This is a genomic window from Herbaspirillum sp. 1130 (genome assembly GCF_017833835.1).
Classification (GTDB): domain Bacteria; phylum Pseudomonadota; class Gammaproteobacteria; order Burkholderiales; family Burkholderiaceae_D; genus Herbaspirillum; species Herbaspirillum huttiense.
Window position 1 is genome coordinate 177,636 of record NZ_JAFICQ010000005.1, and the last position, 26,504, is coordinate 204,139.

25 protein-coding genes are annotated in these 26,504 nt (G+C 64.7%); 16 read left to right on the forward strand and 9 right to left on the reverse strand.

Annotation, left to right across the window (positions count from 1 at the left end; genetic code table 11):
• Positions 1–6 precede the first annotated feature (6 nt).
• Positions 7–186, reverse strand: a complete 180-nt coding sequence (locus JOD78_RS22250; protein WP_134040186.1) for a hypothetical protein — start codon at positions 184–186, stop codon at positions 7–9.
• Positions 187–404: 218 nt separating this feature from the next.
• On the opposite strand from JOD78_RS22250, the gene JOD78_RS22255 reads away from it, so the two are divergent.
• From JOD78_RS22255 to JOD78_RS22275, 5 genes are all read left to right on the forward strand, one after another.
• Positions 405–1,259, forward strand: coding sequence for an NAD(P)-dependent oxidoreductase (locus JOD78_RS22255; RefSeq protein WP_121041165.1), 855 nt, complete (start codon positions 405–407; stop codon positions 1,257–1,259).
• Positions 1,260–1,506: 247 nt separating this feature from the next.
• Entirely contained in the window at positions 1,507–2,340 is an 834-nt protein-coding gene (locus JOD78_RS22260) for an amino acid ABC transporter permease (protein ID WP_204726805.1), read from the forward strand.
• Positions 2,337–2,990, forward strand: a complete 654-nt coding sequence (locus JOD78_RS22265; protein WP_121041161.1) for an amino acid ABC transporter permease — start codon at positions 2,337–2,339, stop codon at positions 2,988–2,990. Before JOD78_RS22260 ends, JOD78_RS22265 begins: the two co-directional genes overlap by 4 nt.
• Positions 2,974–3,768, forward strand: coding sequence for an amino acid ABC transporter ATP-binding protein (locus tag JOD78_RS22270; protein WP_209569510.1), 795 nt, complete (start codon positions 2,974–2,976; stop codon positions 3,766–3,768). Before JOD78_RS22265 ends, JOD78_RS22270 begins: the two co-directional genes overlap by 17 nt.
• Before the next feature lie 51 nt (positions 3,769–3,819).
• Positions 3,820–4,623 carry a transporter substrate-binding domain-containing protein gene (locus JOD78_RS22275; RefSeq protein ID WP_121041157.1) on the forward strand — a complete coding sequence of 268 codons (804 nt, stop codon included), beginning with the start codon at positions 3,820–3,822 and terminating at the stop codon, positions 4,621–4,623.
• Positions 4,624–4,687: 64 nt separating this feature from the next.
• On the opposite strand, the gene JOD78_RS22280 is transcribed toward JOD78_RS22275, so the two are convergent.
• Complete coding sequence (locus JOD78_RS22280; RefSeq protein ID WP_121041155.1) at positions 4,688–5,410, reverse strand: FadR/GntR family transcriptional regulator; 723 nt, start codon at positions 5,408–5,410, stop codon at positions 4,688–4,690.
• Positions 5,411–5,858: 448 nt separating this feature from the next.
• Between JOD78_RS22280 and JOD78_RS22285 the strand changes: the two genes are divergently transcribed.
• A complete protein-coding gene (locus tag JOD78_RS22285; protein ID WP_204726808.1) occupies positions 5,859–7,115 on the forward strand; it encodes an MFS transporter in 1,257 nt (418 codons plus the stop codon).
• Positions 7,116–7,209: 94 nt separating this feature from the next.
• Here JOD78_RS22285 and yfcF read toward each other — a convergent pair whose 3' ends face one another.
• Positions 7,210–7,851, reverse strand: a complete 642-nt coding sequence (gene yfcF / locus JOD78_RS22290; protein ID WP_209569509.1) for a glutathione transferase — start codon at positions 7,849–7,851, stop codon at positions 7,210–7,212.
• A 24-nt stretch (positions 7,852–7,875) separates the two neighbouring features.
• Positions 7,876–8,763: a 4-hydroxy-tetrahydrodipicolinate synthase gene (gene dapA / locus JOD78_RS22295; protein WP_134134153.1), complete on the reverse strand. Its 888-nt coding sequence runs from the start codon at positions 8,761–8,763 to the stop codon at positions 7,876–7,878.
• A gap of 357 nt (positions 8,764–9,120) precedes the next feature.
• Between dapA and JOD78_RS22300 the strand changes: the two genes are divergently transcribed.
• Both JOD78_RS22300 and JOD78_RS22305 read left to right on the forward strand, forming a co-directional pair.
• Positions 9,121–9,600: a DUF2384 domain-containing protein gene (locus JOD78_RS22300; protein WP_209569508.1), complete on the forward strand. Its 480-nt coding sequence runs from the start codon at positions 9,121–9,123 to the stop codon at positions 9,598–9,600.
• The gene (locus tag JOD78_RS22305) at positions 9,597–10,112 is read left to right on the forward strand and encodes an RES domain-containing protein (protein ID WP_204726811.1); all 516 of its coding nucleotides are present in this window, start codon (positions 9,597–9,599) and stop codon (positions 10,110–10,112) included. Before JOD78_RS22300 ends, JOD78_RS22305 begins: the two co-directional genes overlap by 4 nt.
• Before the next feature lie 28 nt (positions 10,113–10,140).
• Here JOD78_RS22305 and JOD78_RS22310 read toward each other — a convergent pair whose 3' ends face one another.
• Positions 10,141–10,875: a GntR family transcriptional regulator gene (locus JOD78_RS22310; protein WP_034331745.1), complete on the reverse strand. Its 735-nt coding sequence runs from the start codon at positions 10,873–10,875 to the stop codon at positions 10,141–10,143.
• A 367-nt stretch (positions 10,876–11,242) separates the two neighbouring features.
• Here JOD78_RS22310 and JOD78_RS22315 point away from each other — a divergent pair, with 367 nt between their 5' ends.
• Both JOD78_RS22315 and JOD78_RS22320 read left to right on the forward strand, forming a co-directional pair.
• Complete coding sequence (locus JOD78_RS22315; RefSeq protein WP_209569507.1) at positions 11,243–12,484, forward strand: MFS transporter; 1,242 nt, start codon at positions 11,243–11,245, stop codon at positions 12,482–12,484.
• Complete coding sequence (locus JOD78_RS22320; RefSeq protein ID WP_209569506.1) at positions 12,481–13,317, forward strand: amidohydrolase family protein; 837 nt, start codon at positions 12,481–12,483, stop codon at positions 13,315–13,317. The genes JOD78_RS22315 and JOD78_RS22320 overlap by 4 nt, the downstream gene beginning before the upstream one ends.
• A gap of 122 nt (positions 13,318–13,439) precedes the next feature.
• Here JOD78_RS22320 and JOD78_RS22325 read toward each other — a convergent pair whose 3' ends face one another.
• Positions 13,440–14,078 carry an isochorismatase family cysteine hydrolase gene (locus JOD78_RS22325; RefSeq protein WP_209569505.1) on the reverse strand — a complete coding sequence of 213 codons (639 nt, stop codon included), beginning with the start codon at positions 14,076–14,078 and terminating at the stop codon, positions 13,440–13,442.
• Positions 14,079–14,307: 229 nt separating this feature from the next.
• Here JOD78_RS22325 and JOD78_RS22330 point away from each other — a divergent pair, with 229 nt between their 5' ends.
• Entirely contained in the window at positions 14,308–15,978 is a 1,671-nt protein-coding gene (locus JOD78_RS22330) for a phosphoethanolamine transferase (protein ID WP_209569504.1), read from the forward strand.
• A gap of 119 nt (positions 15,979–16,097) precedes the next feature.
• Positions 16,098–17,384, forward strand: a complete 1,287-nt coding sequence (locus tag JOD78_RS22335) for an FAD-binding oxidoreductase (protein ID WP_134134148.1) — start codon at positions 16,098–16,100, stop codon at positions 17,382–17,384.
• 9 nt (positions 17,385–17,393) lie between these two features.
• On the opposite strand, the gene JOD78_RS22340 is transcribed toward JOD78_RS22335, so the two are convergent.
• Positions 17,394–17,924, reverse strand: a complete 531-nt coding sequence (locus JOD78_RS22340; RefSeq protein ID WP_209569502.1) for a cysteine hydrolase family protein — start codon at positions 17,922–17,924, stop codon at positions 17,394–17,396.
• A 167-nt stretch (positions 17,925–18,091) separates the two neighbouring features.
• Between JOD78_RS22340 and JOD78_RS22345 the strand changes: the two genes are divergently transcribed.
• Together JOD78_RS22345 and JOD78_RS22350 are read left to right on the forward strand one after the other, a co-directional pair.
• Positions 18,092–18,271 carry a hypothetical protein gene (locus JOD78_RS22345; RefSeq protein WP_034331740.1) on the forward strand — a complete coding sequence of 60 codons (180 nt, stop codon included), beginning with the start codon at positions 18,092–18,094 and terminating at the stop codon, positions 18,269–18,271.
• A gap of 90 nt (positions 18,272–18,361) precedes the next feature.
• Positions 18,362–20,851, forward strand: a complete 2,490-nt coding sequence (locus JOD78_RS22350) for a DEAD/DEAH box helicase (RefSeq protein ID WP_209569500.1) — start codon at positions 18,362–18,364, stop codon at positions 20,849–20,851.
• 42 nt (positions 20,852–20,893) lie between these two features.
• Here JOD78_RS22350 and JOD78_RS22355 read toward each other — a convergent pair whose 3' ends face one another.
• Complete coding sequence (locus JOD78_RS22355) at positions 20,894–22,327, reverse strand: MFS transporter (protein WP_166675513.1); 1,434 nt, start codon at positions 22,325–22,327, stop codon at positions 20,894–20,896.
• Positions 22,328–22,524: 197 nt separating this feature from the next.
• On the opposite strand from JOD78_RS22355, the gene JOD78_RS22360 reads away from it, so the two are divergent.
• Positions 22,525–22,806, forward strand: a complete 282-nt coding sequence (locus JOD78_RS22360) for a hypothetical protein (protein ID WP_121041139.1) — start codon at positions 22,525–22,527, stop codon at positions 22,804–22,806.
• 47 nt (positions 22,807–22,853) lie between these two features.
• Here the strand turns inward: JOD78_RS22360 and JOD78_RS22365 are convergent, their stop codons facing one another.
• The gene (locus tag JOD78_RS22365) at positions 22,854–24,716 is read right to left on the reverse strand and encodes a sigma-54-dependent Fis family transcriptional regulator (protein WP_209569498.1); all 1,863 of its coding nucleotides are present in this window, start codon (positions 24,714–24,716) and stop codon (positions 22,854–22,856) included.
• A 293-nt stretch (positions 24,717–25,009) separates the two neighbouring features.
• Here JOD78_RS22365 and JOD78_RS22370 point away from each other — a divergent pair, with 293 nt between their 5' ends.
• A complete protein-coding gene (locus tag JOD78_RS22370) occupies positions 25,010–26,479 on the forward strand; it encodes a benzaldehyde dehydrogenase (RefSeq protein WP_209569496.1) in 1,470 nt (489 codons plus the stop codon).
• Positions 26,480–26,504: the final 25 nt, after the last annotated feature.

A 26,504-nucleotide genomic window follows, 5' to 3' on the forward strand; every position in this document is an offset into this window, starting at 1 on the left:
CGGCCGTCAGCGCCCGATCCGCTGCTGCGCCGGCATGATGTCGGCGCAGCAGCGGGTCATCATCATCGGCCGCCACGTCAGCATCCCGCTGGTCGGCGCTGAACTGCCCGCACCATTGTGGATGTTGATGTAAATTGCGGTATTTTTATCGTGAAATGAATGGGTTTTGGCGATATTTTGCTGCAAGTGCTTCCTGCGTGAAGCTTCATATCTGAAGCCATCACTTGCCCCTTAATCTGGTTGACAAGCCGTACACCGGCGGGAATAATCCGCCAAGTGATACGACAACGTACAAGCTCTGCCGACCCGATGAAGGCGCAGGCCTATCGGCGAGATCACCGCCTTTGAATGCAGCACCCGATCCGACAACAACAACGATGAGCAACCATCAGGAGACAGCCCGCATGAGCGCAGACACCGACCGTGATGCGTGGCAGACCGCCCGTTTTTCCCGACTCCTGCTGACCGGCGCGGCCGGTGGCGTGGGCCGGCAATTGCGTGGCCGCCTGGCATCCTTCGCCGAGCGTGTGCGGGTAGCGGATCTGGCTGCGGCCATGGAGGCCGCGGGTCCCGCGGCGGCGCATGAAGAAGTGCTGGGCTGCGACCTGGCCGACCGCGCCGCGGTCGATGCGATGGTGGCAGGCTGCGAGGCCATCATCCACCTCGGTGGCGTGTCGGTGGAGCGTCCCTTCGAAGAGATCCTGGAAGCCAACATCAAGGGCGTCTTCCATATCTACGAGGCCGCCCGCCGCCATGGCGTCAAGCGTGTCATCTTCGCCAGCTCCAATCACGTCACCGGTTTCTATGGCCAGGATGAGCGCATCGATGCGCACGACATGAAGCGTCCCGATGGCTACTACGGCTTGTCCAAGTCCTATGGCGAAGACATGGCGCAGTTCTACTTCGACCGCTATGGCGTGGAGACGGTGAGCATCCGCATCGGATCGATCTTCCCGGAAGCGACCAACCGCCGCATGCTGGCCAGCTGGATGAGCATGGACGATTTCGAGCAACTGCTGCGCCGTGCGCTGTTCATCCCTGGCGTGGGTCACACCATCGTCTACGGCATGTCGGCCAACGCCAAGACCTGGTGGGACAACCGCCACGCCGCGCACCTGGGCTATGCGCCCAAGGACAGTTCGGAAATCTTCCGCGCCAAGGTGGAAGCGCAACCGCAGCCGGCCGCCGATGATCCGGTGGCGACCCTGCAAGGTGGCGCCTTTACGGCTGCCGGACCCTTTGATCCGTTGGCGAACTAACTTAATTTATCCACAGCGTTTTCTCGTTTCATCGCGGCATTCCGTCGTAGTTCATCGCCGCAGTTCATTGCATTTTCCGCGCGCCACGCCATTCTTCAGCGCGCGGCATGGCAGCACCGCACGCAACAGCTTGACCTGAATCGCAGCAAGGCAGCACCCGGCACACCGGGCCGCTCGCACGCAGCAGGATCGCGCCCGCGCCGCACCGATGTCCGGTTCCCTGAAACCTTGACGGACCCGGCAGCCCATGAACTTCTCTCTCGACTTCACGCCACTGGCGCCCTACTGGCCCGTGTTCCTGCACGGTGCCTGGCTGACGCTGAAGATGACGACGCTGGCCGTCATCGTCGGCGTGGCCATCGGCATCTTCGTCGCCTTCGCCAAGAACAGTCCTAATCGCTTCGTGGCCCGCACCTGCAGCGGCTACATCGAGGTGGTGCGCAATACCCCGTTCCTGGTGCAGATCTTCCTGCTGTACTTCGGCCTGGCCAGTCTTGGTATCCGCATGCCGACCTTCGCGGCAGCGGTGCTGGCCATGATCATCAACATCGCCGCCTATGCCGCCGAGATCATTCGCGCCGGCATTGATTCGGTGCCGCGCGGACAGATCGAAGCCGCCGAATGCCTGGGCCTGTCGGTCTGGCGCATCCGCTGGCACGTGATGCTGCAGCCGGCCATCGAGCGCGTCTATCCGGCACTGACCAGCCAGTTCCTGCTGATGATGCAGGCCTCGGCGATGGCCTCGCAGATTTCCGCCGAGGAGTTGACGGCCATCGCCAATACCGTGCAGTCCGATACCTTCCGTTCACTGGAAACCTATCTCGTGGTGGCTGCCCTGTACCTGGTGCTGGCCGTGCTGGTCAAGCTGGTGGCTTATTCCATCGGTGAAACTATTTTCAAACGCCGCCGCACCTTGCGCCGCGCGGCTGCACAGGGCCGGCGCAGTCCGGTGTCGCGCTTGCCCGCCAGCGATCCGGCAGCGATGGCACCGCTGGCCCATGTGCCGTATGTACATGCCGCTTCGCGGCCGGTGGCGGTCAACACCGCGGCCTCGCTGCGCATCGAAGGGAGCACGTCATGATGGGCAACTTCAGCTGGACCTATTTCTTCTTCATGGTGCAATCGATCGGCTGGACCCTGGTCTTGTCGCTACTGGCTTTCGTGCTCGGTGGCATCGGCGGATTCCTGGTGATGCTGGCGCGCATCTCGCCACGCGCCTGGCTGCGGCGGCCTGCCATCCTCTTCATCGAATGCGTGCAGGGCATACCCTTGCTGATCCTGCTCTTCATCGTCTATTTCGGCTTGTCGGTGTACGGGCTGGTGCTGCCGGCACTGGTGGCAGCAGGGCTGGCGATGATGATCTACGCCAGCGCGTATCTGGGCGACATCTGGCGCGGTTGCGTGGAGGCCATGCCGCGCCCGCAGTGGGAGGCCTCCGAATGTCTGTCGCTGACACGCTGGCAGACGCTGCGCCTGGTCATCATCCCGCAGGCCACGCGGCTGTCGCTGCCGCCGACCATCGGCTTCCTGGTGCAACTGATCAAGATGACCTCGCTGGCGTCGGTCATCGGTTTCGTCGAACTGACGCGGGCCGGTCAGATCATCAACAACTCCATCTTCCAGCCCTTCCTGGTGTTCCTGCTGGTGGGGTCCTTCTACTTCCTGCTCTGCTATCCCTTATCGCGCTGGAGCGCATCCATGGAGAGAAAGCTCAATGTCAGCCATCGCTAAACCCGAATCCGCACCGCATCTGCGCGCCGTGGCGGCGTCTCAGGAAGCGCAGCCGGTCATCGTCCGGCTGGACCAGGTCTACAAGAGTTTTGGTGACAACCAGGTCCTGAAAGGCGTGTCCTTTGAAGTCGCGCGCGGCGAGATGATCGCCATCATCGGCGCCTCCGGTTCCGGCAAGTCCACCGCGCTGCGCTGTATCGACCGGCTGGAGACCATTGACTCCGGCAGCATCGAAGTGGCCGGCATCCGTGTCGATGATCCGCAGGTCGACCTGCACAGGCTGCGGCGCGAGGTGGGCATCGTGTTCCAGAGCTACAACCTGTTCCCGCATCTCAACGTGCTGGAAAACGTCATGCTGGCGCTGCGCCACGTCAAGCAGCAGGACAAGGCCGAGGCGCGCCGCGTGGCCCTGGCCGCGCTGGCGCAGGTGGGGCTCGATGAAAAGGCCAATGCCTATCCCGAGCAGCTCTCGGGCGGCCAGCAGCAGCGCGTGGCCATTGCGCGCTCGCTGGCGATGTCGCCCAAGGTGATGCTGTTCGATGAAGTGACCTCGGCACTGGACCCGCAACTGACCGGCGAAGTACTGCGCGTGATGGAAGACCTGGCCGCCAATGGCATGACCATGCTGCTGGTGACGCACGAGATGAACTTCGCCAAGCGGGTGGCCGACCGCATCATCTACATGCACCAGGGCAGAGTGTGGGAAGTCGGTCCCGGCGACATGCTGGACCATCCGCACACCCCCGAACTGCAAGCCTTCCTGGCTGCCGACCTGTAGCGCAAACGCTGTTGCCTGACCTGACCATTCATAAAATAACGGAGACACAAAATGAAACTAAGCCCATTACGCCACCTTGCACGCCCGGCCATTGCGGCCCTGATCCTGGGCCTCGCTTCCCATGCCGCGCACGCCGACCAGCTCGACGATATCAAGAAGGCCGGCAAGATCCGCATCGCCACCACGTCCAGCACGCCGCTGTTCGGCTACAGCGACGACAAGCTGCAGCCGGCCGGCTCCGACGTCGACGCCGCGCGCCTGCTGGCGCAGGACCTGGGCGTGCAGCTCGACCTGATCCAGGTGGCCAATGCCGCGCGGGTGCCGACCCTGCAATCCAATCGCGCTGATATCGTGGTGGGCTCGCTGTCGATCACGCCGGAGCGCCTGAAGGTCATCGATTTTTCCACGCCCTATGCGGTCATCAGCCTCATCATCGGCGCGCCCAAAAGCATGGCGATCAAGGATTATGCCGACCTCAACGGCAAGCGCATCGGCGTCACCCGCGCCACGCCCAACGATACGCTGACCACGCAGAACGCCAAGGGCGCGGAGATCATGCGCTACGAGGATGACGCCACCCTCATCACCTCGATGGTCACGGGCCAGGTGGAAGTCTTTTCCAGCACGCCTTCCAACCTGCAGGAGATGCAGAAGAAGGCGCCGGGCAAGAATCTGGAAATGAAATTTGAACAGAAGGCCTTTGACCTGGGCATCGCCATCAACAAGAACCAGCCACGCCTGAAGGAATGGATCGACAACTGGGTCAAGACCAACCAGAAGAATGGCAAGCTCAATGCCATCTACAAGAAACATCACGGCCGCGATCTGCCGGCTGCCGTGCAGAATCCCGCATAAGCCGTATCTGTTCCAGCCACGCCGGGTGCAGCATGGCCCGGCGTTGTTGCGTCATGCGCAGCGTTCAGCGGCCTTCGAAAATGCGCTGGCGCGCATGCCCGATGTGTGCACGCATGGCCGCCTCGGCGTCTTGCGCCGAGCCTTGGGCGATGGCATCGATGATGGCCTGATGTTCGTCGTCGATGACCTGGATGCGCTCGCTCTCCTGCGGTGAACCCAGGTTCTGCGCCAGTTCCATGCACTGGCGGATCGGGCCCAGCGCATGTTCGATGGTGGAGATGAAGAAGGGATTGCGGGTGGCCCGGGCAATGGCCATGTGCAGCGCCAGATCTTCCTCCACGCCGGTCTGGCCTTGCAGCTGCGCGCGCCGCAGCGCTTGCAGGCAATGGCGCATCAGGGCGATGTCCTCGTCCTCGCGGGCCGTGGCCGCAATGCCTGCCGCACCCACTTCCACACACGCGCGAAATGCGTAATAGCGCTCCACGTCAGGAATGCTGGCAATCTGCGCCGGCGCGCTGCTTTGCAGGACCGGCAGCCGCTGCACATAGTTGCCCGAGCCCCGGCGCGAGACCACGATACCTTCCGAACGCAGGCGCGAGAGCGCTTCCCGTACCGTCGTGCGGGAAGCCTCGTAGCGCTGCGCCAGTTCCACTTCGGTGGGCAGCTTGCGGTTCTCGCCCAGTTCCCCGCGCAGGATGGACGCGATGATCTGCTTGCAGATGTGTTCGGACCGGCTGAGTTGGCCGCGATGTGAAGAATCGGGGGAGGGCGGGTGGAATGCTGACATGTACGATGACTGCTGCCGGGAAGTTCGTCTGCGGTCACTATGAAGGGTTCTGCGCCGGGGCGCAAGCCTGGGCTGCCCGGCGCGCGGGAAGATTCACCTCATCCCCCTGAAATCGGCCTGCAAAGCCGTTTCCGTGAAGGAATCTGCATTTAATTCGGTTGACTTCCGGAGCCGCGATCATTAGAGTTGTCCACCTGCATGAAGAATTAGTCCGACTAATCGCAGCTCAACTTATACGACATCGTATAAATAAAATGATAAAAAAGATAAGAAAACTTCATCTGGAGACAGGCATGCATTCCCGATCTGCCTGAGCCCAGGCGGCCCTGTGCCGCCGGGGGATGACGGCTGTGCGCCATCCACCGCGAGAGCGGGCGCACAACCAGACCCTGGGGCGACGGGCCGCGCATTGCCTGCCCTTTGAAGAACTATCCATTTTGGAGACGCCATGAAGTACGTAAGAGGAATCCGCTGGTACATGGTGACGCTGGTCACCTTGGCCCTGATCGTCAATTACCTGGCCCGCAACACGCTGTCGGTGGCCGCCCCGACCATGATGAAAGAGCTGGACATGAGTACCCAGCAGTACTCCTACATCGTGGTGGCGTGGCAGATCAGCTATGCGGTCATGCAGCCGGTGGCCGGCTACGTTCTCGACGCGGTGGGCACCAAGATCGGCTTCGGCATCTTCGCCCTGGCCTGGTCGCTGGTGTGCGCGGCGGCTGCACTGGCGACCGGCTGGCAGAGCCTGGCCTTCTTCCGCGCGCTGCTGGGCATGACCGAAGCGGCCGGCATTCCCGGTGGCGTGAAGGCCTCCACCGAGTGGTTCCCGGCCAAGGAACGGTCGGTGGCCATCGGCTGGTTCAACATCGGTTCCTCGATTGGCGCGCTGTGCGCACCGCCCCTGGTGGTGTGGACCATCCTGCACGGCGGCTGGAAGATGTCCTTCGTGGTGGTGGGCGTGCTGGGCGTGTTGTGGTTCTTCCTGTGGATGCTGTTCTACAAGAGCCCGCGTGACCAGAAGCTGCTCTCGCCGGAAGAGCGCGACTACATCCTCGACGGCCAGGAAAAGACGCCTGAAAAAGTCGTGCGTGAAAGCTGGACCAAGATTGTGCGCAGCCAGAACTTCTGGTCGATCGCCATTCCGCGCTTCCTGTCGGAACCGGCGTGGCAGACCTTCAATGCCTGGATCCCGCTGTACATGGCCACCGAGCGCCACATGAACATCAAGGAAATCGCCATGTTCGCCTGGCTGCCTTTCCTGGCGGCGGACATCGGTTGCGTACTGGGCGGCTACCTGAGCCCGTTCTTCCACAAGCACTTGAACGTGTCGCTGTTCACTTCGCGCAAGCTGGTGATGCTGGTGGGCAGTCTGGCCATGATCGGGCCGGCTTGCGTGGGCTTCGTCGATAGTCCGTATGTGGCCATCGCCTTGCTCTCCATCGGCGGATTTGCGCACCAGACGCTGTCGGGCGCGTTGTATTCGATCACTTCCGATGTGTTCACCAAGAATCAGGTGGCCACTGCCACCGGCCTGACCGGCATGAGCGGCTACCTGGGGGCGACGCTGTTCACGCTGCTCTTCGGCATCCTCGTCACGCAGATTGGCTATGGCCCCTTGTTCGTGTTGCTGGCCGCGTTCGACCTGGTGGCCGTGGCGGTGGTGTTTGCGATTGCCCGTCCGCGTCCGGAGGCGATTGCCTGATTGTCGTCATTCGCAAGCGTGCATGAGGGGGCGGCGTCTTGGGACGCCGCCCTTTTTTCACTGGGGATCACGGATCAGTGATGCCCGATATCGTTCATGCCGTCAGCGGCGGGCGCTGCATGGCCACCCACTCCTGCACCGTGGAACGCTGCCATTGCGCCTTGGCATAGGCGGCCAGACGCGGTGGTACAGGATCGCCATGCAGGGCGAGACGATTGATCATCAGCGCCAGGTCGGTATCGGCGATGCTCCATTGGCCGAAGAGATGGTCTGCTCCCTGCGGCAGCAGGGCTTCCGCGAAACGGAACAGCTGCTGTGCTGCGGCCTCTGCCTGCGCGGACAGGGGCGGCTTGCGGGCGGCATAGAAGAGCACTTGCGTATTGCGTTCTTCGCGGATGGGCATCAGGTCGCTGCGCAGCCAGGCTTGCACCTGGCGTGCGCGTGCGCGCAACGCTGGAGTGGAAGGATAGAGCGGGGCGCCGTCGAAGACGTCTTCCAGATATTCCGTGATGGCCGAGGATTCGGACAGGGCCAGCTCGCCTTGCTGCAGCGTCGGCACGCGCGCGGTCAGGGACAGCGCGGCATAGGCAGGATCATGATGGGCGGCGGCGTCGAGGTCGACGGTGTGCAGATCGAAGGGCAAGGCCTTTTCGCGTAGGGCGACGAAGACCGACATGGCATAGGGGCTGGCGTATTGGGCGTCGACGTGGAGTTGCAGGGGCAGGACGGATGACATGGTGTTTCTCCTTGAAAGCAGGGTTCAGAAAGCAGACGACAGCAGCGCCTGCCGCTGCGTCATCAGACGCGCATGCAAGCCCGCGCTGACCGGTACGAAGGGCAGGCGGACTTCCGGTGCGCACCAGCCATCGGCGTGCAGCAGGGCCTTCAGCGGTGCCGGGCTGGGTTCGGCAAACAGATCGCGGATGACCGGCTGCAACGCGTCGGCAATGTCCCTTGCCTGGTGCCACTGGTTGTCGCGGATCAGTGCCTGCATCTGCACGTGCCAGTGCGGCATCACGTGGGCCGAGGCAGCGATGACGCCGTGCGCGCCCAGGCACAGCGCCATGAAATTCTGGGCGTCGTCGCCCGAGAGGATGCGCAGCGAGGTCTCGTTGACCAGGCGCTGCATGCGCTCCTGGCTGCCGCCGCATTCCTTGATGCCGACCACGCGCGGATCCTGCGCCAGTTGTTGCAGCGTCTCCAGCTCGACCTGGCAGCCGGTGCGATAGGGAATGTTGTAGACCAGCACAGGCAGGTCGGCGCTCTCCGTGACCGCTTCCAGATGGCGGCGGATACCGTCCTGGGATGGCCGCACGTAAAGCGGTGGCGTCACCAGCAGGCCATCGGGCCGCAGTCGCGACAGTACGCGTGCGCGCGCCACCGCATCGTGCGTGGACGCGGTCGACAACCCCATGACCAGCGGTAGCTGCGGGACTGCAGCGCGCAGGGTCGCCAGCAGGGTGTCCTGTTCACCTGGCTGCAGCAGGATGCCCTCGCCCGTGGTGGCCGCGACGACCAGCCCGCTGATGCCTTGTGTGGCCAGATGTTGCGCCAGCCGTGCCAGGGCAGGGTGGTCGATGCTGGCCGCGTCGCCCGCCAGGAACGGCGTGACGATGGGGACCCAGACTCCGGTAAAGCTTGTGTGCATGTGTACCTCGTGAAGAACGGTTGAAGAAAGCCGTTCCGCCGGCAGTGCGCCGGGCGAGGTCTGAAAGAAGGGTGATGTTGCGATCCAGTCCCGCCAGGCGATCCGCCGGACGGGACGTGACATCCCCGTCAGCGGAGATGCCGTTTTTTGGTGTTCAGCCCGCGCAGGCAGACACCGGCGGCCGGAAGGGCTGCGCGTGTCTGAATGAGGGGTCGCTTCAGTTGCATGGTGTGGGAAGTGATGGGCTGAGCGACGATAGTAAACGAGATTGTCGGAAAAGTTCAAATGCCGTGTGGCGTTTCTGCACCGTGCAGATTCACAATCGTCCTTTTCCTTGCTGGCAAAAGAGGTGGTGATATGAAAGGCATGCAATCGAACCGCGATGTCGTCGTTGACGGTGCAATAATGGGGCCTTTCTTATGCCCGGATGACGACATCATGAACGACGGCAGCGCGCAAGCCATCCCGGATTTCGGTCAGGATTTCCGCGCCTTCCTGAATTTTCTGCGCGCGGGCAGTGATACAGAAACGCTTTCGCCAGAGCGCTTTGCTGCAGTGCTGCGTATCGATGCTGCCGCGCTCATCGCCTCGTGCCGCTACCCGGCGCTGTCACATGGCAGCGAAGCGTACGCCATGCAAAGGCATTTGCATGAAGCCGTACGCGTCATTCGGCTCTGCAATGATCTCTTCGGCAATGTGGAAGCATCCCTGGCCTGGTTTCAACAGGCCGCGCTCCCGGTTTTCGGTGGCAGTACGCCGCATCAGCTGGTGTCGGAAGATCGTACCGATGATCTCGTGCGTTATCTTTCTTCGCTGGAAGCCGGATTTTCGGGATGATCCTGACCAGTCTTGAGACGGTCGCTTATCGGGTCCATGTTCCTCGCTGGTCGTTTGATCCGGTCTCAGGTGCCGGCGCAGCGCGATTCGGCGGCAGGCTCAACCGGCCCGGCGTGCCGGCTTTGTACCTCTCGCTGGAGACGGCCACGGCACTGGCCGAATACCAGCAGTTGGCTCCACTGCTGCCGCCGGGTGTGATCGTGGCCTATCAGGTGAGGCTGGAGAAGGTGGTGGATTTCCGTGATGGCATCGGCCCGGGGTGGAGCCCGATCTGGCGGAGTTTCTATTGCGATTGGCGGCGCTTGCTTTTTCAGGACACCACTGACCCACCTTCGTGGGCGATAGGTGATGCAGCCATGACGTCAGGTGCCAGTGGCATCCTGTTTCGCTCGGCCCTTACCAGCGCCGGTTGCAATCTGGTGGTCTTCACGGAGAAGCTTGGACATGCCGATCAACTGAACGTGCATGATCCGCTGCGCACATTGCCAGCCGATCAGGCCTCCTGGCGGTAACGGTACCAGCGGCCTCGTCAAGAGCAGATCAGCGAATCTCCGCGCTATACCTGAACTTGCTCCCCGCCCCACGCGATTGTCGCCACTCCAGCGGCGCACCATCCGAGCCGAAGGCGATGCGTTCGATCACCACTACCGGCGTCTTTTCCTTGAGTCCCAGCAGCTTGGCCTGCGCCGCCGTCACCGTTTCCACCGTCAGTGTTTCACGCGCCGAGGCGACGATGAGCCCGCATTCGCGCTCATACAGCGGATACAGCAGATCGCCGAAATCCTCCGGTGCCTTCCCCGCCAGCGCCTTGAAGCGCTGGGCACACAGGTAGATGTTCTCGGCCAGCACCGGTTGTCCATCCACCTTGCGCAGGCGCAGCAGTTCGATCACCCGGGCGTGCGTCTTCAGGTGCAAGGCCTCGGCCACCTGACGCGGTGCCTCGATGACCTTGCGGCTGACGATCACGCTGGTCGGCTGCAGCGGGCGGCCATCGGCCGATTCGAAGCGGAAGAAGCGGAACAGCGAATTGTCGAAACGCGCCTTGCGCACGAAGGTGCCACGTCCGTGCGTGCGTTCCACCAGGCCTTCGCTCATCAGCGTCTCGACCGCGCGGCGCACCGTACCCACGGCCACCTGATAGGTCTGGCTCAATTCGGCTTCGGACGGGATGGCTTGTCCCGGTTGCCATTTCTGGGCGCGGATCTGCGCCGCGAGCTGGTCACGCAACTGGAGATAGAGCGGCAGGCGCGCATCGGCGGCGGTCTGGTCAAGCATGCTGAAACTTGCCTTGCAAAAGAGAAAGTGCTCAGTCTACCCGGGGCCGGGCCTGCCCACAATGACAGGGTGCATCGTACCGCACGCAGGTGGACGGCACTGCGACGCCGTCCTTGTCCACCGATGATGCATCCCTGAGCGCCACAAGGTTTCATCGCTCGCCGCAGTGATCAGGATTCAGGAGGATTGTTGAGTCACCCCGGCTGTGTTATCTTCCGTTAACTCATATAGATGACTATATGAGTAGTCGACTAAATATATCAATCAGCTACGCGCCACCATCGTGCTTGCATCACGTTCCGGCACCGCCCTGGCGGCCGGACGGGGAAGCCCGAGGTAGCGCGCCTTCGGCATAGAGGAAGAGACAATGTTTTCATGGTATCGGCAGGTCACTGCCAAGGAACGCAAGACTTTCTGGGCCTGCTTCAGCGGGTGGGCACTGGATGCGCTGGACGTGCAGATGTTCAGCCTGGCCATCCCCGCGCTGATCGCGGCCTTCTCGCTCTCCAAGGCGGACGCCGGCATGATCAGCGGTGCCACGCTGGTGGCCTCGGCCATCGGCGGCTGGTTCGCCGGCGCCCTGTCGGACCGCTACGGGCGCGTCAAGACCCTGCAGATCACCATCATCTGGTTTTCCTTCTTCACTTTCCTGAGCGCCTTCGCCCAGAGCTATCCACAATTGCTGGTGCTCAAAGCCCTGCAGGGCTTCGGTTTCGGTGGTGAATGGGCGGCCGGTGCGGTGCTGATGGCCGAGACCATCCGCGCCGAACATCGCGGCCGCGCGATGGGCACCGTGCAGAGCGCCTGGGCCGTGGGCTGGGGCGGTGCGGTGCTGCTGTTCTCGGTGCTGTTCACGATGCTGCCGCAGGAAATGGCCTGGCGCGTGATGTTCGTCATCGGTCTGCTGCCCGCGTTGCTGGTGGTCTACGTGCGCCGTTCGGTGTCCGAGACCGATGCCTTCCTGGCCGGCCGCAAGGCTGCCATCAGCAAGCCTGCGGCCAGTACGCTGCTGGGCATCTTCCGTCCCGACGTGCTGCGCCTGACCCTCATCGGCAGTCTGCTCGGCGTGGGCGCACACGGTGGCTACTATGCGCTGATGACCTGGCTGCCGACTTATCTGAAAACCGAGAAGCACCTGTCGGTCCTGTCTACCGGCGGTTATCTGGCCGTCATCATCATCGCCTTCTGGTGTGGCTGCATCGCCAGTGCGCAATTGCTGGACCGCATCGGCCGCCGCCGCACCGTGGCGTCGTTCGCACTGTGCTGCGTGGCGACCGTGCTGTGCTACATCTTCCTGCCGCTGACCGATACCCAGATGCTGATCTGCGGCTTCCCGCTGGGCTTCTTCGCGGCCGGCATCCCGGCCAGTCTCGGCGCGCTCTTCAATGAGCTGTATCCGAGCGGCATTCGCGGCACCGGCGTGGGCTTCTGCTACAACTTCGGACGCGTGGCCTCGGCCGGCTTCCCGGTGCTGGTCGGGCACATGAGCGACTCCATGCCGCTGGGCCAGGCCATCGGCATCGATGCCGCCATCGCCTATTCGCTGGTGGTGATCGCCGTGCTGATGCTGCCCGAGACCAAGGGACGCCAGATGGAAACCGGCGCATGAGCAAGACCGCCACCGTGACCGCGCCCGCATTGCGCATCGATACCCACGCGCACGTTTTTGCGCGTGGCCTGCCGATGGCCGACGTGCGCCGTTACACGCCGGCTTACGACGTGACCGTCGAGGAGTACCTGGCGCAGCTGGATGCGCATGGCATGAGTCATGGCGTGCTGGTGCAACCGAGCTTCCTGGGCAGCGACAACGGCTACCTGTTGCAGGCCATCGCTCGCGCTCCGCAGCGCCTGCGCGGCATCGCCATGGTCGATGCCGATATCGACGACGCGCAATTGCAGGCCTTGCAGCAGGGCGGCGTGGTCGGCGTGCGCTTCAACCTGGTGGGTGGCGCGCCGCTGCCGGATTTCGGCGGCGCGTGGCGCGACACGCTCACGCGCATTGCGGCACTGGGCTGGCAGGTAGAGATTCATCGCGAGGCCGCAGATTTGCCACGGGTGCTGGAACCCTTGCTGGCACTGGGATTGAAGGTCGTGGTCGATCACTTCGGGCGGGGCGACGCGGCACTGGGCGTGGATGACCCGGGTTTCCGCTACCTGCTCTCCACCGGCCCTTCGCGCCAGGTGTGGGTGAAATTGTCGGCGCAGTATCGCAACGGCGGCAGCGAGGGCGGTGCCCGTTTCGCTGGCCAGGCCTGGCCGCTGCTGCGCCAGCACTTCGGACCGGATCGCCTGCTGTGGGGCAGCGACTGGCCGCACACCCAGCATGAGAGCATGACCAGCTATGCCGACAGCTGGCGGCGTTTTGAAAGTCTGGTGAGTGACGAGGCCGATCGCCGTTGCATCACCGGCGAGACGGCGGCGCAACTGTTCCAGTTCGCCTGAGCCCGTGCCACGCGCACAGGAAAGCAGATAATCCCTCCGGGGATTGATGCATGGCCTGCATCAGATCCCCGCATTGATGCATTCGCTGCACTTGTTGCGCAGCGGATGATGTCACCTCCGCTTCACTCGATCCAGCTCAGCTGCGTCAGTTTGACGCGCTCACCGAGACGCGGCGCATTGACCAGGTGCCATGCCGTGTATTGCTCGGCATAGGCCGTGTCGGAGGCCATCAGGTCCACCGGCACCACCACGTCAAAACCACGGAAGGCTGCGCTGGCCGCCGTATGCAGCACCGCGCCGTGGGCCGCCGCACCGATGCAGATCACGGTCTTGATGCCTTTCTCGCGCAGCAACTTTTCCAGCTCGGTATTGATGAACTTGTCCGGGCCCGACTTGAACAGCGGCTCACCGCCCTGCATGGCCGCTTCGGGCCAGATGTCGGCCGGCGTGCTGTTGCCGCCCAGGGTATGGATCACAGGGACCTTCTTCTCGCGTGCCATGGCCAGCAGCCTGGCCACGCGCGGCAACATCGCCACGCAGCGCGGTCGGCTGTCCGGATGACAGGTCTGGCGCGCGATGTCGAGCACCAGCACGGCGGTGGTGGCCGGGTCGATGACTACGTGCGACAGTGCCGGCGCGGCCGGTGCCTTCACCGTCGACCATTCGTCATAGACGCCCTGGGCTGCCGCCGGGGCGGAGACTGCAAGGCTGGCCGACAGGCCGATGAGGGCGGCCAGGATGGCGTGAGAGAAGAGTCGCATGGTGTTCCTTTCAGAAGCAGGGGCCCGGGGAGTCGGTATTGTTGGTCATTTTCCTGCACGGTGCCATACTTGGCCCGCCGCGCGGAAACAAATTATCGCCGAGCTTGTCCTATCGCGCAGGCCGGACAAAGCGTCCGCGCCGCCGGAGACAAGCCGCCAGGGAAGCGGCGCCCCGGACAATATTTCTTCAGAACAAAATTTTGCCGGGCGGGGCGGCGGAAAGACAGCATTGGAAAAACTGGTCAAGCGACTTGGTTTGGGCCTCATCGGCCTGGTTTTCTTCTGGGTACTGGATCGCATCAGCGCCAACGAACTGGCCAAGAGCAGCGTGCTCATGGCCACCGCCTTGCCCGGCATCGCCGGCGTGTTTCTGGTCTTGCCGCGGATGCGCGAACGGCCACGCTGGTTCTCGCGCGCGACGCTGGTGATCATCGGCGTATTCTTCCTGGATGCTGCCATCAAGGGTTTCCTGCGCGACTATTTCGGCCTGCGCCCCAATCCCATCCTGGTGCTGCAAGCCATCTTCAATACCAACCCGGCCGAGAGCAGCGAGTTCTTCCGCCACAATGGCCGCGACCTGGCCGAGGCGCTGGGCCTGCTGTTGCTGGCGTGGACCGGACTGTGGCTGGGCGAGCGCTGGCTGCGCCGGCGCGAGCAGGGGCAGCCCGCCGCGCCCTGGCGCTGGCGCGGGCGGGCCGCCGTCGGCTGCTTGCTGGCGGTGTTCGTGGCCCTGCATTTCAATCCCACCATGGCCAAGGAAAATCCGCTGCTGTTCTGGCCCATCCGTTATCTCGACTATCGCGAGCAACTGGCCCAGGCCGCCACCATGGAGGCGGATGTGGCGCGCAACATGGCGCATCGCTCCGACTGGCAGGTGCGCTATGCCGGACCGGAGCGCAACACCGTGGTGTGGATCATCGGCGAGAGTCTCAATCGCGCCAACATGTCGTTGTATGGCTATGAGCGCCATACCTCGCCGACGCTGGAAGCGATGCGCAAGGAGCTCATCGTGTTCCGCGACGTGGTCTCGTCGGAACCCGCCACCATGGCCTCGCTGATGAAGATGCTCACGCCGGCCGACCTCAACGATCCGCAGGCCTGGAACCGCAAGCCGGACGTGCTGATGCTGGCGCGCGAGGCAGGATTCCGGATTCACTGGCTGTCCAACCAGCCGCCCAACGATGGCTGGCTGGGCCTGGTCTCGCGCCGTGCCGACGAGCAGGTGTTCATCAACAAGGGGGCCGGGCGCGGCGAAAACAATTTCGACGGCAACCTGCTGCCGGCGCTGGACACTGCCTTGCACGACCCGTCCCCGAAGAAGCTGATCGTGGTGCACCTGCTGGGCGCGCATCCTACCTATGACATGCGCTACCCCAGCCAGTACGCACGTTTCGATACCGTGCGCGATGGCGTGACCGAAAAGCTGGAGGACGCCGACCGCTCGGCGTGGATACGCCAGCTGCGCAATGAGTACGACAACGCCATGGCCTACAACGACTACGTGGTCGGCAGCATGCTGAAGCTAACCATGAACGCGGCACCGCAGGACCATGCCAGCCTGCTCTTCAGTTCCGACCACGCGCAGGAGGTGGGCCACACGCGCAATCACGCCGGCCAGTCGGTGAGCGACGCCACCGGCTATGAAATTCCGATGCTGGCATGGACCCGCTCCTTCACCGGCAAGAGCCCGGAGGACAAAGCCCGGCTCGAATACCGGCCTTACCAGACCGACCAGCTGGAGCACACCATCATGGGCCTGCTGGGCGTGCAGTCACGCTACTACGACGCGCGCCACGACATCCTCAGCGAGCAGTTCGGCAGCGGCAATTTCCATCAGCGGCGGCGCATCAATGGCCAGCCTTATCTGCCGCGCACGGTGACCTACAACCAGACTCCCTGATCGCGTTGGAGAAGCGTGATCCCTGATGGAGCCGAGCGAAGCCGCAGGACGCGCCATGCGCGATCCTGACGGACGCGCGCGGTTCTCGTATCATGCTGCTTTGCATCGCACATCCCGCCATGTCCACTTCTTCCGCCATTGTCTTTCCCCGCCATGCCGTGATCATCGGCACCGGTGCCGTCGGTCTCATGACTGCCATCCACGCGCTGGACCAGGGCTTGCAGGTGACCCTGCTGGATTTCAATCCGGCCGGCAGCGAGGAGGCGTCCAGCTATGGCAATGCCGGCTGGCTCTCCTCGCATTCGGTGATCCCGCCGGTGGAGCCGGGGATGTGGAAGAAAGTCCCCGGCTATCTGATGGATCCGCTCGGTCCCCTGTCGATCCGCTGGCGCTACCTGCCGCGCCTGACGCCCTGGCTGCTGCGCAACCTTGCCAGCGCGCGCCGTGATCGCATCCGCACCACCGCACGCGCCTTGCGCACGCTGGTGGCCGATGCCCGCCGCCTGCATCTGGAGGTGGCGCAGCGCGCCGGTGTGGCGCACCTGATCGATACCTCGGGGGTGCTGCATGTCTACCGTTCGCGCCAGCATTTCGACAATGATGCGTTCGGCTGGGGTGTGCGTCGCGAGCTGGGCATCCAGTGGCAGGAGGTGGAAGGCGCGGCACTGCGTGAACGCGAACCGGATCTGGATCCGGCCTTCGGCTTTGCGGTCCAGGTCGACGAGGCCGGTCATTGCCGCAATCCTGCGGCGTATCTGCAGGCCTTGCAGGCGCATGCCCTGGCACGCGGTGCAAGCCGCGTCGAGGGCCGGGCCACGGGTTTCCGCGTGGAGCAGGGACGCTTGAAGGCCGTGCTGACCGAACAGGGCGAGATCGCCTGCGATGCCGCCGTCATCTGCGCCGGTGCACGCTCAAAGGCGCTGGCGGCTGCCGCTGGCGATCAGGTGCAGCTGGAGAGCGAGCGCGGCTATCACGCCGTCATTGGCGGGCACGACCAGGAGGCGCGAGCGCGTACGCCGATGATGGTGTCCGAATTCAAGGTCATCGCCACGCAGATGGAAACCGGCTTGCGCATTGCCGGCCAGGTCGAGTTCGCCTCCTTCGAGGCGGCACCGGACTGGCGGCGCGGCGAGATCATGCGCGACATCGCCCTGAAACTCTTCCCCGGCCTGCCGCGCACGCTGCCGGCGGAGGACGTGAAATACTGGCTGGGCCGCCGCCCCAGCACGCCCGACGGCATGCCCTGCATCGGACCGGCCAGCGCCAGTGCCGACATCATCCACGCCTATGGCCACGGCCACATCGGCCTGGGTTGCTCGGCACGCACCGGACGCATCGCCGCGCAGTTGCTGGCGGGGGAGGTGCCGGAAATCGATCTGGCACCGTTCAGTCCGCAGCGCTTCTGAGGGCCTGCCTCAGAAAGCGATATCGGCGGCTGCCGCGATGGTGGTGCGCACGCCATACGCCCCCAGATTGGCCAGCGTGGCCTGATGATGGGCCACCACCTGATCCACCGGTAGCACACCGTTCGGTGCGGTGGTGTGTGCCCCTGCCGCCAGCGTTACCGGAAAGCCCAGCGCCAGTGCGCGACGCACGGTGGATTCCACGCAGAACTCGGTCTGCATGCCGCAGATCACCAATCGTGTCACGCCACGTTCGCGCAGCTGCGATTCCAGTGACGTCTGGTGGAACGCATCTGATCCGCGCTTGCGCAGGTAGAGGTCATCGGCCTGATGATGCAGACCGTCCGCAAGTTGCCATCCGGCACTGTCGTGCTGCAAGCTGCCGCTATCTTCGTGCTGCACGAAGATCACCGGTGCGCCTGCCGCACGTGCATGGGCCGAGAGCAGGTTGATGTTGGCGATTGTGGTGTCGCCGTTGTCGACGGCTTCAGGGCCGGTGCACAGGGCTTGCTGGACGTCGATGATGAGCAGGGCAGTGGTCATGGTGGCGAACGCGTTGAGAAGAATGCGCTAGGGTAACAGAGCCCCGGCCAAGCGGCCCCGCAAGGATATTGCCAGCCTGACACTGCGGCAATTTGTCCCATTTCATCGGTCCGGGGGCTTCGCTACAATGGGGTACTCCGAGTTATTCCATTTCTGCATCTATTCCCATGACTGCCCTGTTTGACCGCGTTGAAGGCTTCCTGCGCAAGGCATCCGGACTGCACATCCTGCTGGCCCTGCTGCTGGTGTGCGGCCTGCTGTGCTGGGCCGTGTGGGTATGGGCTACCGGTGAAGGCCGCACGCCGTTCGGCATGCTGGACTTCTGCATCACGCCGCCGGCGAAGTAAGCCTCCCATCGCTGGCATGCGCTGAGCGCATGCGCATGACCCCAGCCAGTTTCCCCGCGTTCCTGCACACCCGGCCTGAAGCGCCCTACAATGGCCGCTTCCCCGTTTTTCATCGGCCGCATGCCTGCTTCGCATTCCTCCAGTGCATTCCACCCCCGCCTGACCCTGCAGACACTCACCCGTGGTGAGGGCTTGCTGGGCATGCGCGCGCACGGGCTGTTCGGGCCGCGTGGTGGCATGGTGACGGTGGCGCAGATCGACTGGGTCTATGGCGACGGTGCGCAGCGCTGGAGCATGCCGGCCCCTGTGGGTCACGCCGATGACGAAGCCGGTTACACACCGGCACACGTCACGCGCAACCACGCCGCCGAGGCCGCCGCACTGGAGAGCATTCGCGAGATGGGCCTGCTGCCCTTGCGTGAGGATGCCTTGCAATGGCGTGCCGAGAATCCCCTGCATGACGCCGGTCCGCTCTGGACCCTGATGCTGGAAGACGCCTTCGGCGACTTCTGGGCCGACCAGGCCCCGCGTCTGCAGCAGCAGGGCTGGACCTTGCGCGTGCGGCCGGGGTTTGCGCATGAGAGTGTGCCGGTCACGGCGTGGCGCTTCATCGTCAGCAGCGAGACCGGTGAGCTCAGCGCGCGCGAGGTGGCCGCGCCCCTGCAGCCGCGCGCCTTCTCCAGCGAGATCTTCGACGGCCTCGACCCCAGTGGCCGCTGGCTGCTGGCTATGGGCATCGAGGTCGATGGCCAGACCCTGGATGTGGCACCGATGGTGGCCGACCTGTTGCGGCGCGACCCGCGCTGGGCCGATGCGCAACAGGTGGAGCGCATGGATCCGCATGCCGTGATCTCGCTGCGTGCACCGGGCGGCCGCCGCATCGATGCCATGGCCGGTCCGCTCAAGGCGGTGGTGCTGTCCTTGCTGGATCTGCTGGTGGACCTCAAGCGCAAGGACGGACCGCTGCAGCTCTCGCCCTGGGATGCCCATCGCCTGCACAGCCTGCAGGCCGATCTCCAGCTGCTGGAAGGCGGTGCGCCGTGGCACATGAGCGGCGCTGCCGGCGTGCTGCAACTGGCACAGCGGCTGCGTGCCGCCGGCAGCGTTCAACCGGTGGCACCCCCGGCAGGATTGGGCCTGACCTTGCGCGGTTACCAGCTGCAGGGTGTGGCCTGGATGCAGTACCTGCGCCAGCATGGCCTGGCCGGCATCCTGGCTGACGACATGGGCCTGGGCAAGACGGCGCAGGTGCTGGCCCATCTGCTCATCGAACGACAGGCCGGCCGGCTCGACCTGCCCGCGCTGGTGGTGGTGCCGACCTCGCTGCTGTTCAACTGGCAGCAGGAAGCGCAGCGCATCGCCCCGGCCCTGCGCGTGCAGGTGCTGCATGGCGAGGACCGCGCGCGCCATGTCAGCGCCATTGCGCAGGGACAGGCCGACCTGGTGCTGACCACCTATCCGCTGCTGTGGCGCGATCTCGACCTGCTGCTGTCGCTGCGCTTTCACCTGCTGGTGCTGGACGAGGCGCAGACCATCAAGAATGCCGCTGCCCGCAGCACCGCTGCCGCGCGCCGCCTGCACGCACGTCATCGGCTTTGCATGACCGGCACGCCGCTGGAAAACCATCTCGGCGAATTGTGGAGCCAGTTCCATTTCCTCATGCCGGGCTTCCTGGGGGATGCGCGCAGCTTCGCACGGCTCTGGCGCAAGCCCATCGAGCAGCAGGGCGAGACCGTCCGTGCGCGCCTGCTGGCCCAGCGCGTGCGCCCCTTCATCCTGCGTCGGCGCAAAGAGGATGTGCTGCAGGAGCTGCCGGCCCGCATCGAGATCATCGAACGCCTGCAACTGCAGGGCCGCCAGCGCGAGCTCTACGAGAGCGTGCGCATCGCCGCCGACAAGCAGGTCCGCCGCGCGCTGGAGCGGCGCGGCCTGGGCCGCAGCCAGGTGTCGGTAATGGATGCGCTGCTCAAGTTGCGCCAGGTCTGCTGCGATCCCTACCTGCTGAAGCAGGGCCGCATGCCGCGTGGACTGGAGCGCGCCAAGATCGAGTGGCTGCGCGATACCTTGCCCGCGCTGGTGGAGGAGGGGCGGCGCATCCTGCTGTTCTCGCAATTCACCAGCATGTTGACCCTGATCGAAGCGGAACTGCAGGCGTTGCAACTGCCCTGCCTGATGCTGACCGGCGACACCGAACCAGCCGCCCGCAGCGGTGTGATCGCCCGCTTCCAGCAAGGTGAAGTGCCGCTGATGCTGGTGAGCCTGAAGGTGGGTGGGGTTGGCCTGAACCTGACGGCTGCCGATACCGTGGTGCTGGCCGATCCCTGGTGGAACCCGGCCGTGGAAGAGCAGGCCATTGCCCGCGCGCACCGGCTGGGGCAGACGCGCCAGGTATTCGTCTACAAGCTGGTCATCGAGGGGAGTATCGAAGAACGCCTGCTCGAACTGCAGACGCGCAAGTCGGCGCTGGCCGAGGGCATGCTGGGGCGCGATGACACCGCCACCATCAAGTTTGGCGAAGAGGAATTGCAGGCCTTGCTGGCACCGCTGGGGGCGGGCATTGCGGAAAAAATCCTGTCATAAGCGCGGCTGATGACTGAACAGCTTCATCATCAGCTCAGGCATTCAGGATTTCCATTCCGCCACTTCTTCCAGCGTGCGCCGTTCCGCATCCACCGCAAAGCGCAGCGCGCACACCCCGGCCAGCAGCGCCAGGCATGCGCCCAGCGCATAGCCCGCTGCCACTGCATGGCGGTCACCGCTGGCGATGAGCCAGCCCAGCAGGACCGGCGCCACGAATCCGCCGACGCCGGTACCGATGGCATAGAAAATCGAAATGGCCATGGCACGCATGCGCAACGGGAATACCTCGCTGGCCGTCAGGTAGGCCGAGCTGGCCGCCGCCGAGGCCACGAAGAATACTGCGCTCCAGCACAGCGCCAGTGAACGCGCATCCAGCATCCCGGCATTGAAGGCCCAGGCCGTGGCGGCCAATCCTGCACCGGAGAGCAGGTAAGTGGCCGCAATCATGCGGCGACGGCCGATGCTGTCGAACAGATGGCCCAACAGCAGCGGCCCGAGCACATTGCCCAGCGCAAACGGGAAGATGTAGAGCGCCACGCGATGGTCCGGCACCTGGAAGAAGCGCGTGAGCACCAGCGAGTAGGTAAAGAAGATGGCGTTGTAGACAAAGGCCTGGGCCACCATCATCAGGGCCACCATCACGCTGCGCTGGCGATAGCGATGCAGCAGCACGTGGGCGATCTCGCGCCAGGGCAGCATGCCGCTGCCTGCCGTACCACTCCGGGTCGATGCGCTCGCGGCGTGTTCCACGGCGGGCAGGGGGCCATGTTGCTGCTCGACCTCCGCTTCGATCCGGCGCACCACGTCTTCGGCTTCGGCGTGGCGGCCGTGCATGAGCAGCCAGCGCGGACTCTCCGGCACATGCCGCCGCACCAGCAGCACCGCCACCGCCAGCACGGCCCCGAGCAGGAAGCAGGCGCGCCAGCCCAGTGCCGCACCCATCACCTGCGGATCGAGGATCACCAGCGACAGCCCGGCACCCAGTGCCGCGCCGATCCAGAAACTGGCGTTGATGATGAGATTGACCCGTCCGCGCACGCGCGCCGGCACCAGCTCATCAATGGCGGAATTGATGGCCGCGTATTCGCCGCCGATGCCCAGGCCAGTCACGAAGCGGCACAGGGCGAGGAGCAGGAAATCCTGCGCAAAGGCGGTGGCCAGTGTCGCCGCCATGTACAGCATCAGTGTCAGCATGAAGAGCCGCTTGCGTCCCAGCCGGTCGGTGAGGCGGCCGAAGACCAGCGCGCCCAGTACGGTACCGGCGATGTAGAGCGAGCCGGTCCAGCCGACCTGCGCCGCATCGAGCGCCAGCGTATCGCTGCGCTCCAGCACGCTGCCCAGCGAGCCGACCAGGGTGACTTCCAGCCCGTCCAGCACCCAGGCCACGCCCAAGGCGATGACCACGCGCCAATGCCAGCGTGACCAGGGCAGGCGGTCGAGGCGGGCAGGGATGGTGGCGGATGGGGTGGCAATCATCGAGGGCTCCGTGTGCGAGACGAGGCGCACCGTGCAGCCTGCGCCTGAACGGCAGACCGCCCGCTGGCAGCGCGGGTTCCTGTGGATGAGCTTGGTCCCATGTGGCCGGGGGGGCCTCAGTCATTTCCTGATGGGCGTCAACCCATCCGCAAGCTACCATCGCCGTATTGCCATCAAACAACGAGGACGGGGAGGACATGGACTGGTTCGATACCATCATGCAGTACGCCATCTATGCCGCCCTGGCCATCTGTTCGGTCGGGCTGGTGGCAGCCATTGCATTGTTCATCGCGCTCGAACACCGCTGGCAGGACCGCGTGATGCAGGAGGTGGAAGATCTGTCCGCGCGCAGGCAATCCGAACATCTCGACAAGGATCTGCCCATCCATCCCTGGGAAGAACTGCGCAACCGCATCGGCGAGATGCAGATCGTGGCCGATGAGGCCGACCGTCCCAGTCCCTACAAGAACGTCGCCTGACGCTCTTCGTCTCGTCTCCTGCCTGCCAGGAGATGCCCGCACATTCCCTAACTTTCCCGCTTCTGCTGCCGGTACGCCAGCTGCGCCCGCGTGATGCCAAGCAGGCGTGCCGCCGCCGACAGGTTGCCACCGGCCCGTTCGATGGCCTCGGCGATCAGGGTCTGCTCCAGCGCGGGCAGGGAGAGGGCATCACCTTCCTCCTTGCGGCCACCGCGCCATTGCTGCACCGTCTCCAGCAGGCTGCCTTCAGGCTGATGTGAAGTTTCCTTGCTGCGCTGGCCCTGGCGCCCGGCGAGCGTGCCGGTCTCGCCTTCCCCTTCGCCTTGCAGGGCCAGCGACAGCACCTCGTCATTGAGCGTCTCACCGCTGATGAACATATGCGGCAAATCCAGCGGATGCCCCTGCGCCAGGATCACGCCGCGCTCGATCAGGTTCTGCAGTTCGCGGATGTTGCCGGGGAAGCTGTAGTTGAGCAGCGCCTGCACCGCACGCTGCGTGAACCCGCGTACCGCTATCCCGTGGCGTTGCCCGTAGAACTTGAGGAAATGATTCATCAACAGCGGAATGTCGTCGCGCCGCTCGCGCAGCGGCGGCAGGTGGATCGGGAACACGTTGAGGCGGAAGAACAGGTCTTGCCGGAAGCGCCCCTCCCGTACCGCCACCGCCAGGTCCTCATTGGTCGCGGCCACCACCCGCACCTTGACCTTGAGCGGACGGGTCGAACCGACGCGCTCGAATTCACCCTCCTGCAGCACCCGCAGCAGCTTGCCTTGCGCCACCAGGCTCAAGGTTCCCACTTCATCAAGGAACAGCGTACCGCCGTCGGCCAGTTCGAAGCGGCCCGCGCGGGATTGCGTGGCTCCGGTATAGGCACCGCGTTCGACGCCAAACAGTTCGGTCTCGATCAGCGTCTCGGGAATGGCGGCGCAATTGATGGCCACGAAGGGCTGGCGTTCGCGGCGGCCGATCTGGTGCAGCATGCGTGCAAAGCGTTCCTTGCCCACGCCCGACTCGCCCGTGAAGAGCACGGTCGCATCCGTCGGTGCCACCCGGTTCAGCAGATGGCAGGCGGCGTTGAAGGCCGAGGAAGTGCCCACCAGCGCGCGCGTGAGATCGGCCTCCATGGCTTCCGCCGCCTCGGCGCTGAGCCCGCTGTGGCTGTTGGCGGCGGCTTCGCCATCGGTGGCCAGCATGCCGCTGCCGACGAAGTCCTGGGCATTGAGGTAGCGCAGGTCGTCTTCGGCATCGCTCCACAGTTCGGCCGATTTGCCGATCACGCGGCAATGCGGCGTGCCCATGGCGCGGCATTCCACTTCGCGGAAGATCACCAGATGTCCCAGCAGCGTGCTGACATAACCGATGGCATAGCCGATCTGCTGCCAGCACGAGGGCGCGGTGGCGACGCCGTAGGCGGCCAGGTGTTCATCGGCTTCGCTGGAGTTGTGCCACAGGAATTCGCCCTCGTAGCGGCCGCTGTCGGGGTCATAGCTGAAGCTGACCGGGATCACCTTCACCACCCCCTCCAGCGTATGCAGCCGGGTGCCGGCCATGAGGATGGTGGAGGGATCGGCCTCGGGCCAGCGTTCGCGCACCAGCTGCGCATCGCGCGCGCCGGAGATGTAGCCGGCGCGGGTCAGCAGGCCGCGCGCCTTGTCGATGCCGAGATTGTCGATCAGCTCGCGCCGCAGCGTCCCCATGCTGCGGCTGTGGATGAGCAGCATGCGCTGGTCATTGAGCCAGATGCGGCCGTCGCCGGGCGAGAAGAACAGGCATTCGCCCAGGTCCGCCAGGGTCGGATGGGCGTCCACGCTCCAGCGGTCGGTGCTGGCCGAACTCAGCTGCACCGGGGCGGCGGCGCTGCCCTGGCTGCGTACCATCTCGGCAAGGGAAATACGCTGGGATGGCGGCATGGGCGAACTCCTGGCGGAAAGGTGCAAGCGGGACGGGCGAAGGCCCGGTTCATCAAATGATGAAATTCAGTGGGCTGATGGTTGGCGAATTTGCGCAAATGCGCAAGCTGCAGTGCGTCAAGAACTCTGCTCCATCGCAGCAAAAATCTCTCCCAGAAACCTGCTCTGGCCTTCCCCGTCGCGGATGGATGAGCTTGCTGCGAAGCCGCATGGGATGGCGCGCAGCGCGGTGGCACAGGCTTTGCAGAATGGCTGCCGATCCGGATTCACCGGCCATTACAAAGGAGACCCGCATGTCCGCCCCATCCACCCCCTTGCTCGATCCTGCCCGCTGGCAACGCCACCTGTTCCGTGGCCGCTGGGAAGAAACCGCACACGGCACCACCGTCATCGAACCGGCCACCGGCGCACCGCTGACCGAGGTCGGTCTGGCCGGCGCGGATGACGTGGCCATCTCCGTCCAGGCCGCCGTGGCCGCCCAGGCCGAATGGCTGGCGGTGCCGCCGCGTGAGCGTGCCGAGATCTTCCGTCGCGCGGGCAACCTGTTCCAGCAGCACTTCGATGAGCTGGCGCGCATGGTGGCGCGCGAGACCGGCGGCGTGCTCTTCAAGGGCGAACACGAGGTGCGCGAAGCCATCACCCTGTGCCACCTCGCGGCCGGCATGCCGCTGCAGGCGCAGGGACAGCTGCTGCCCAGCGCGCCGGGTCGCCTGAGCATCGCCAGACGTGCGCCACTGGGCGTGATCGGGGTGATCTCGCCTTTCAATTTCCCGCTGATCCTGACCTTGCGCACGGTGGCGCCGGCGCTGGCGGCGGGCAATGCGGTGGTGGTCAAGCCGGATGTGCGCACGCCCGTGTCCGGCGGCTTCATGCTGGCGCGCATCTTTGAGGAAGCGGGTTTGCCGGCCGGTCTGCTGCATGTGCTGCCCGGTGGCGCGGAGGCTGGCGAGGCGCTGGTGACGGCACCGCAGGTGCCGATGATCGCTTTCACCGGTTCGCCCGCCGTGGGCCGCCGCATCGGCGAGCTGGCCGGACGCCATCTCAAGAAGGTCTCGCTGGAACTGGGCGGGGCCAATGCGCTGGTGATCCTCGACGATGCCGACCTCGACGTCGCCGCCAGCAACGCGGCCTGGGGCGCGTGGCTGCACCAGGGGCAGATCTGCATGGCAGCCAATCGCATCCTGGTCCATGCCTCGCAGGCAGCGGGTCTGCTGGAGCGCCTGGTGGACAAGGCGCGTCACCTGCCCGTGGGCGATGGGGCCAGCGGCCAGGTGGCGCTGGGCCCGCTGATCGATGCGCGCCAGCTGCAGCGCGTGCACGGACTGGTGCAGGACAGCGTGGCGGCCGGCGCACGCTTGCTGGCTGGAGGCTCCTATGAAGGTTTGTTCTATCAGCCGACGGTGCTGTCCGGCGTGCGGCCCGGCATGCGCGTTTTTGATGAAGAAATCTTTGGTCCGGTGGCCAGCGTCATCACGGTGGATTCCGAGGAAGAAGCCATCACCCTGGCCAACCAGAACCAGGGCGGACTGGCCGCCGGCGTGATCTCCGGTTCGCTGGCCCGCGCCATGCGGGTGGCGGGGCGGCTGCGCCAGGGCATGGTCCACGTCAATGACCAGACCGTCAATGACGAATGCGTGAACCCCTTCGGTGGTCCCGGCATTGCAGGCAACGGCACCAGTGTGGGCGGGCCGGCCGACTGGGAAGAGTACACGCAATGGAAATGGATCACCGTCAAGGAGCAGGCCACGCCGTATCCCTTCTGACTCCATCGCATGCGTGCCGCTGTAA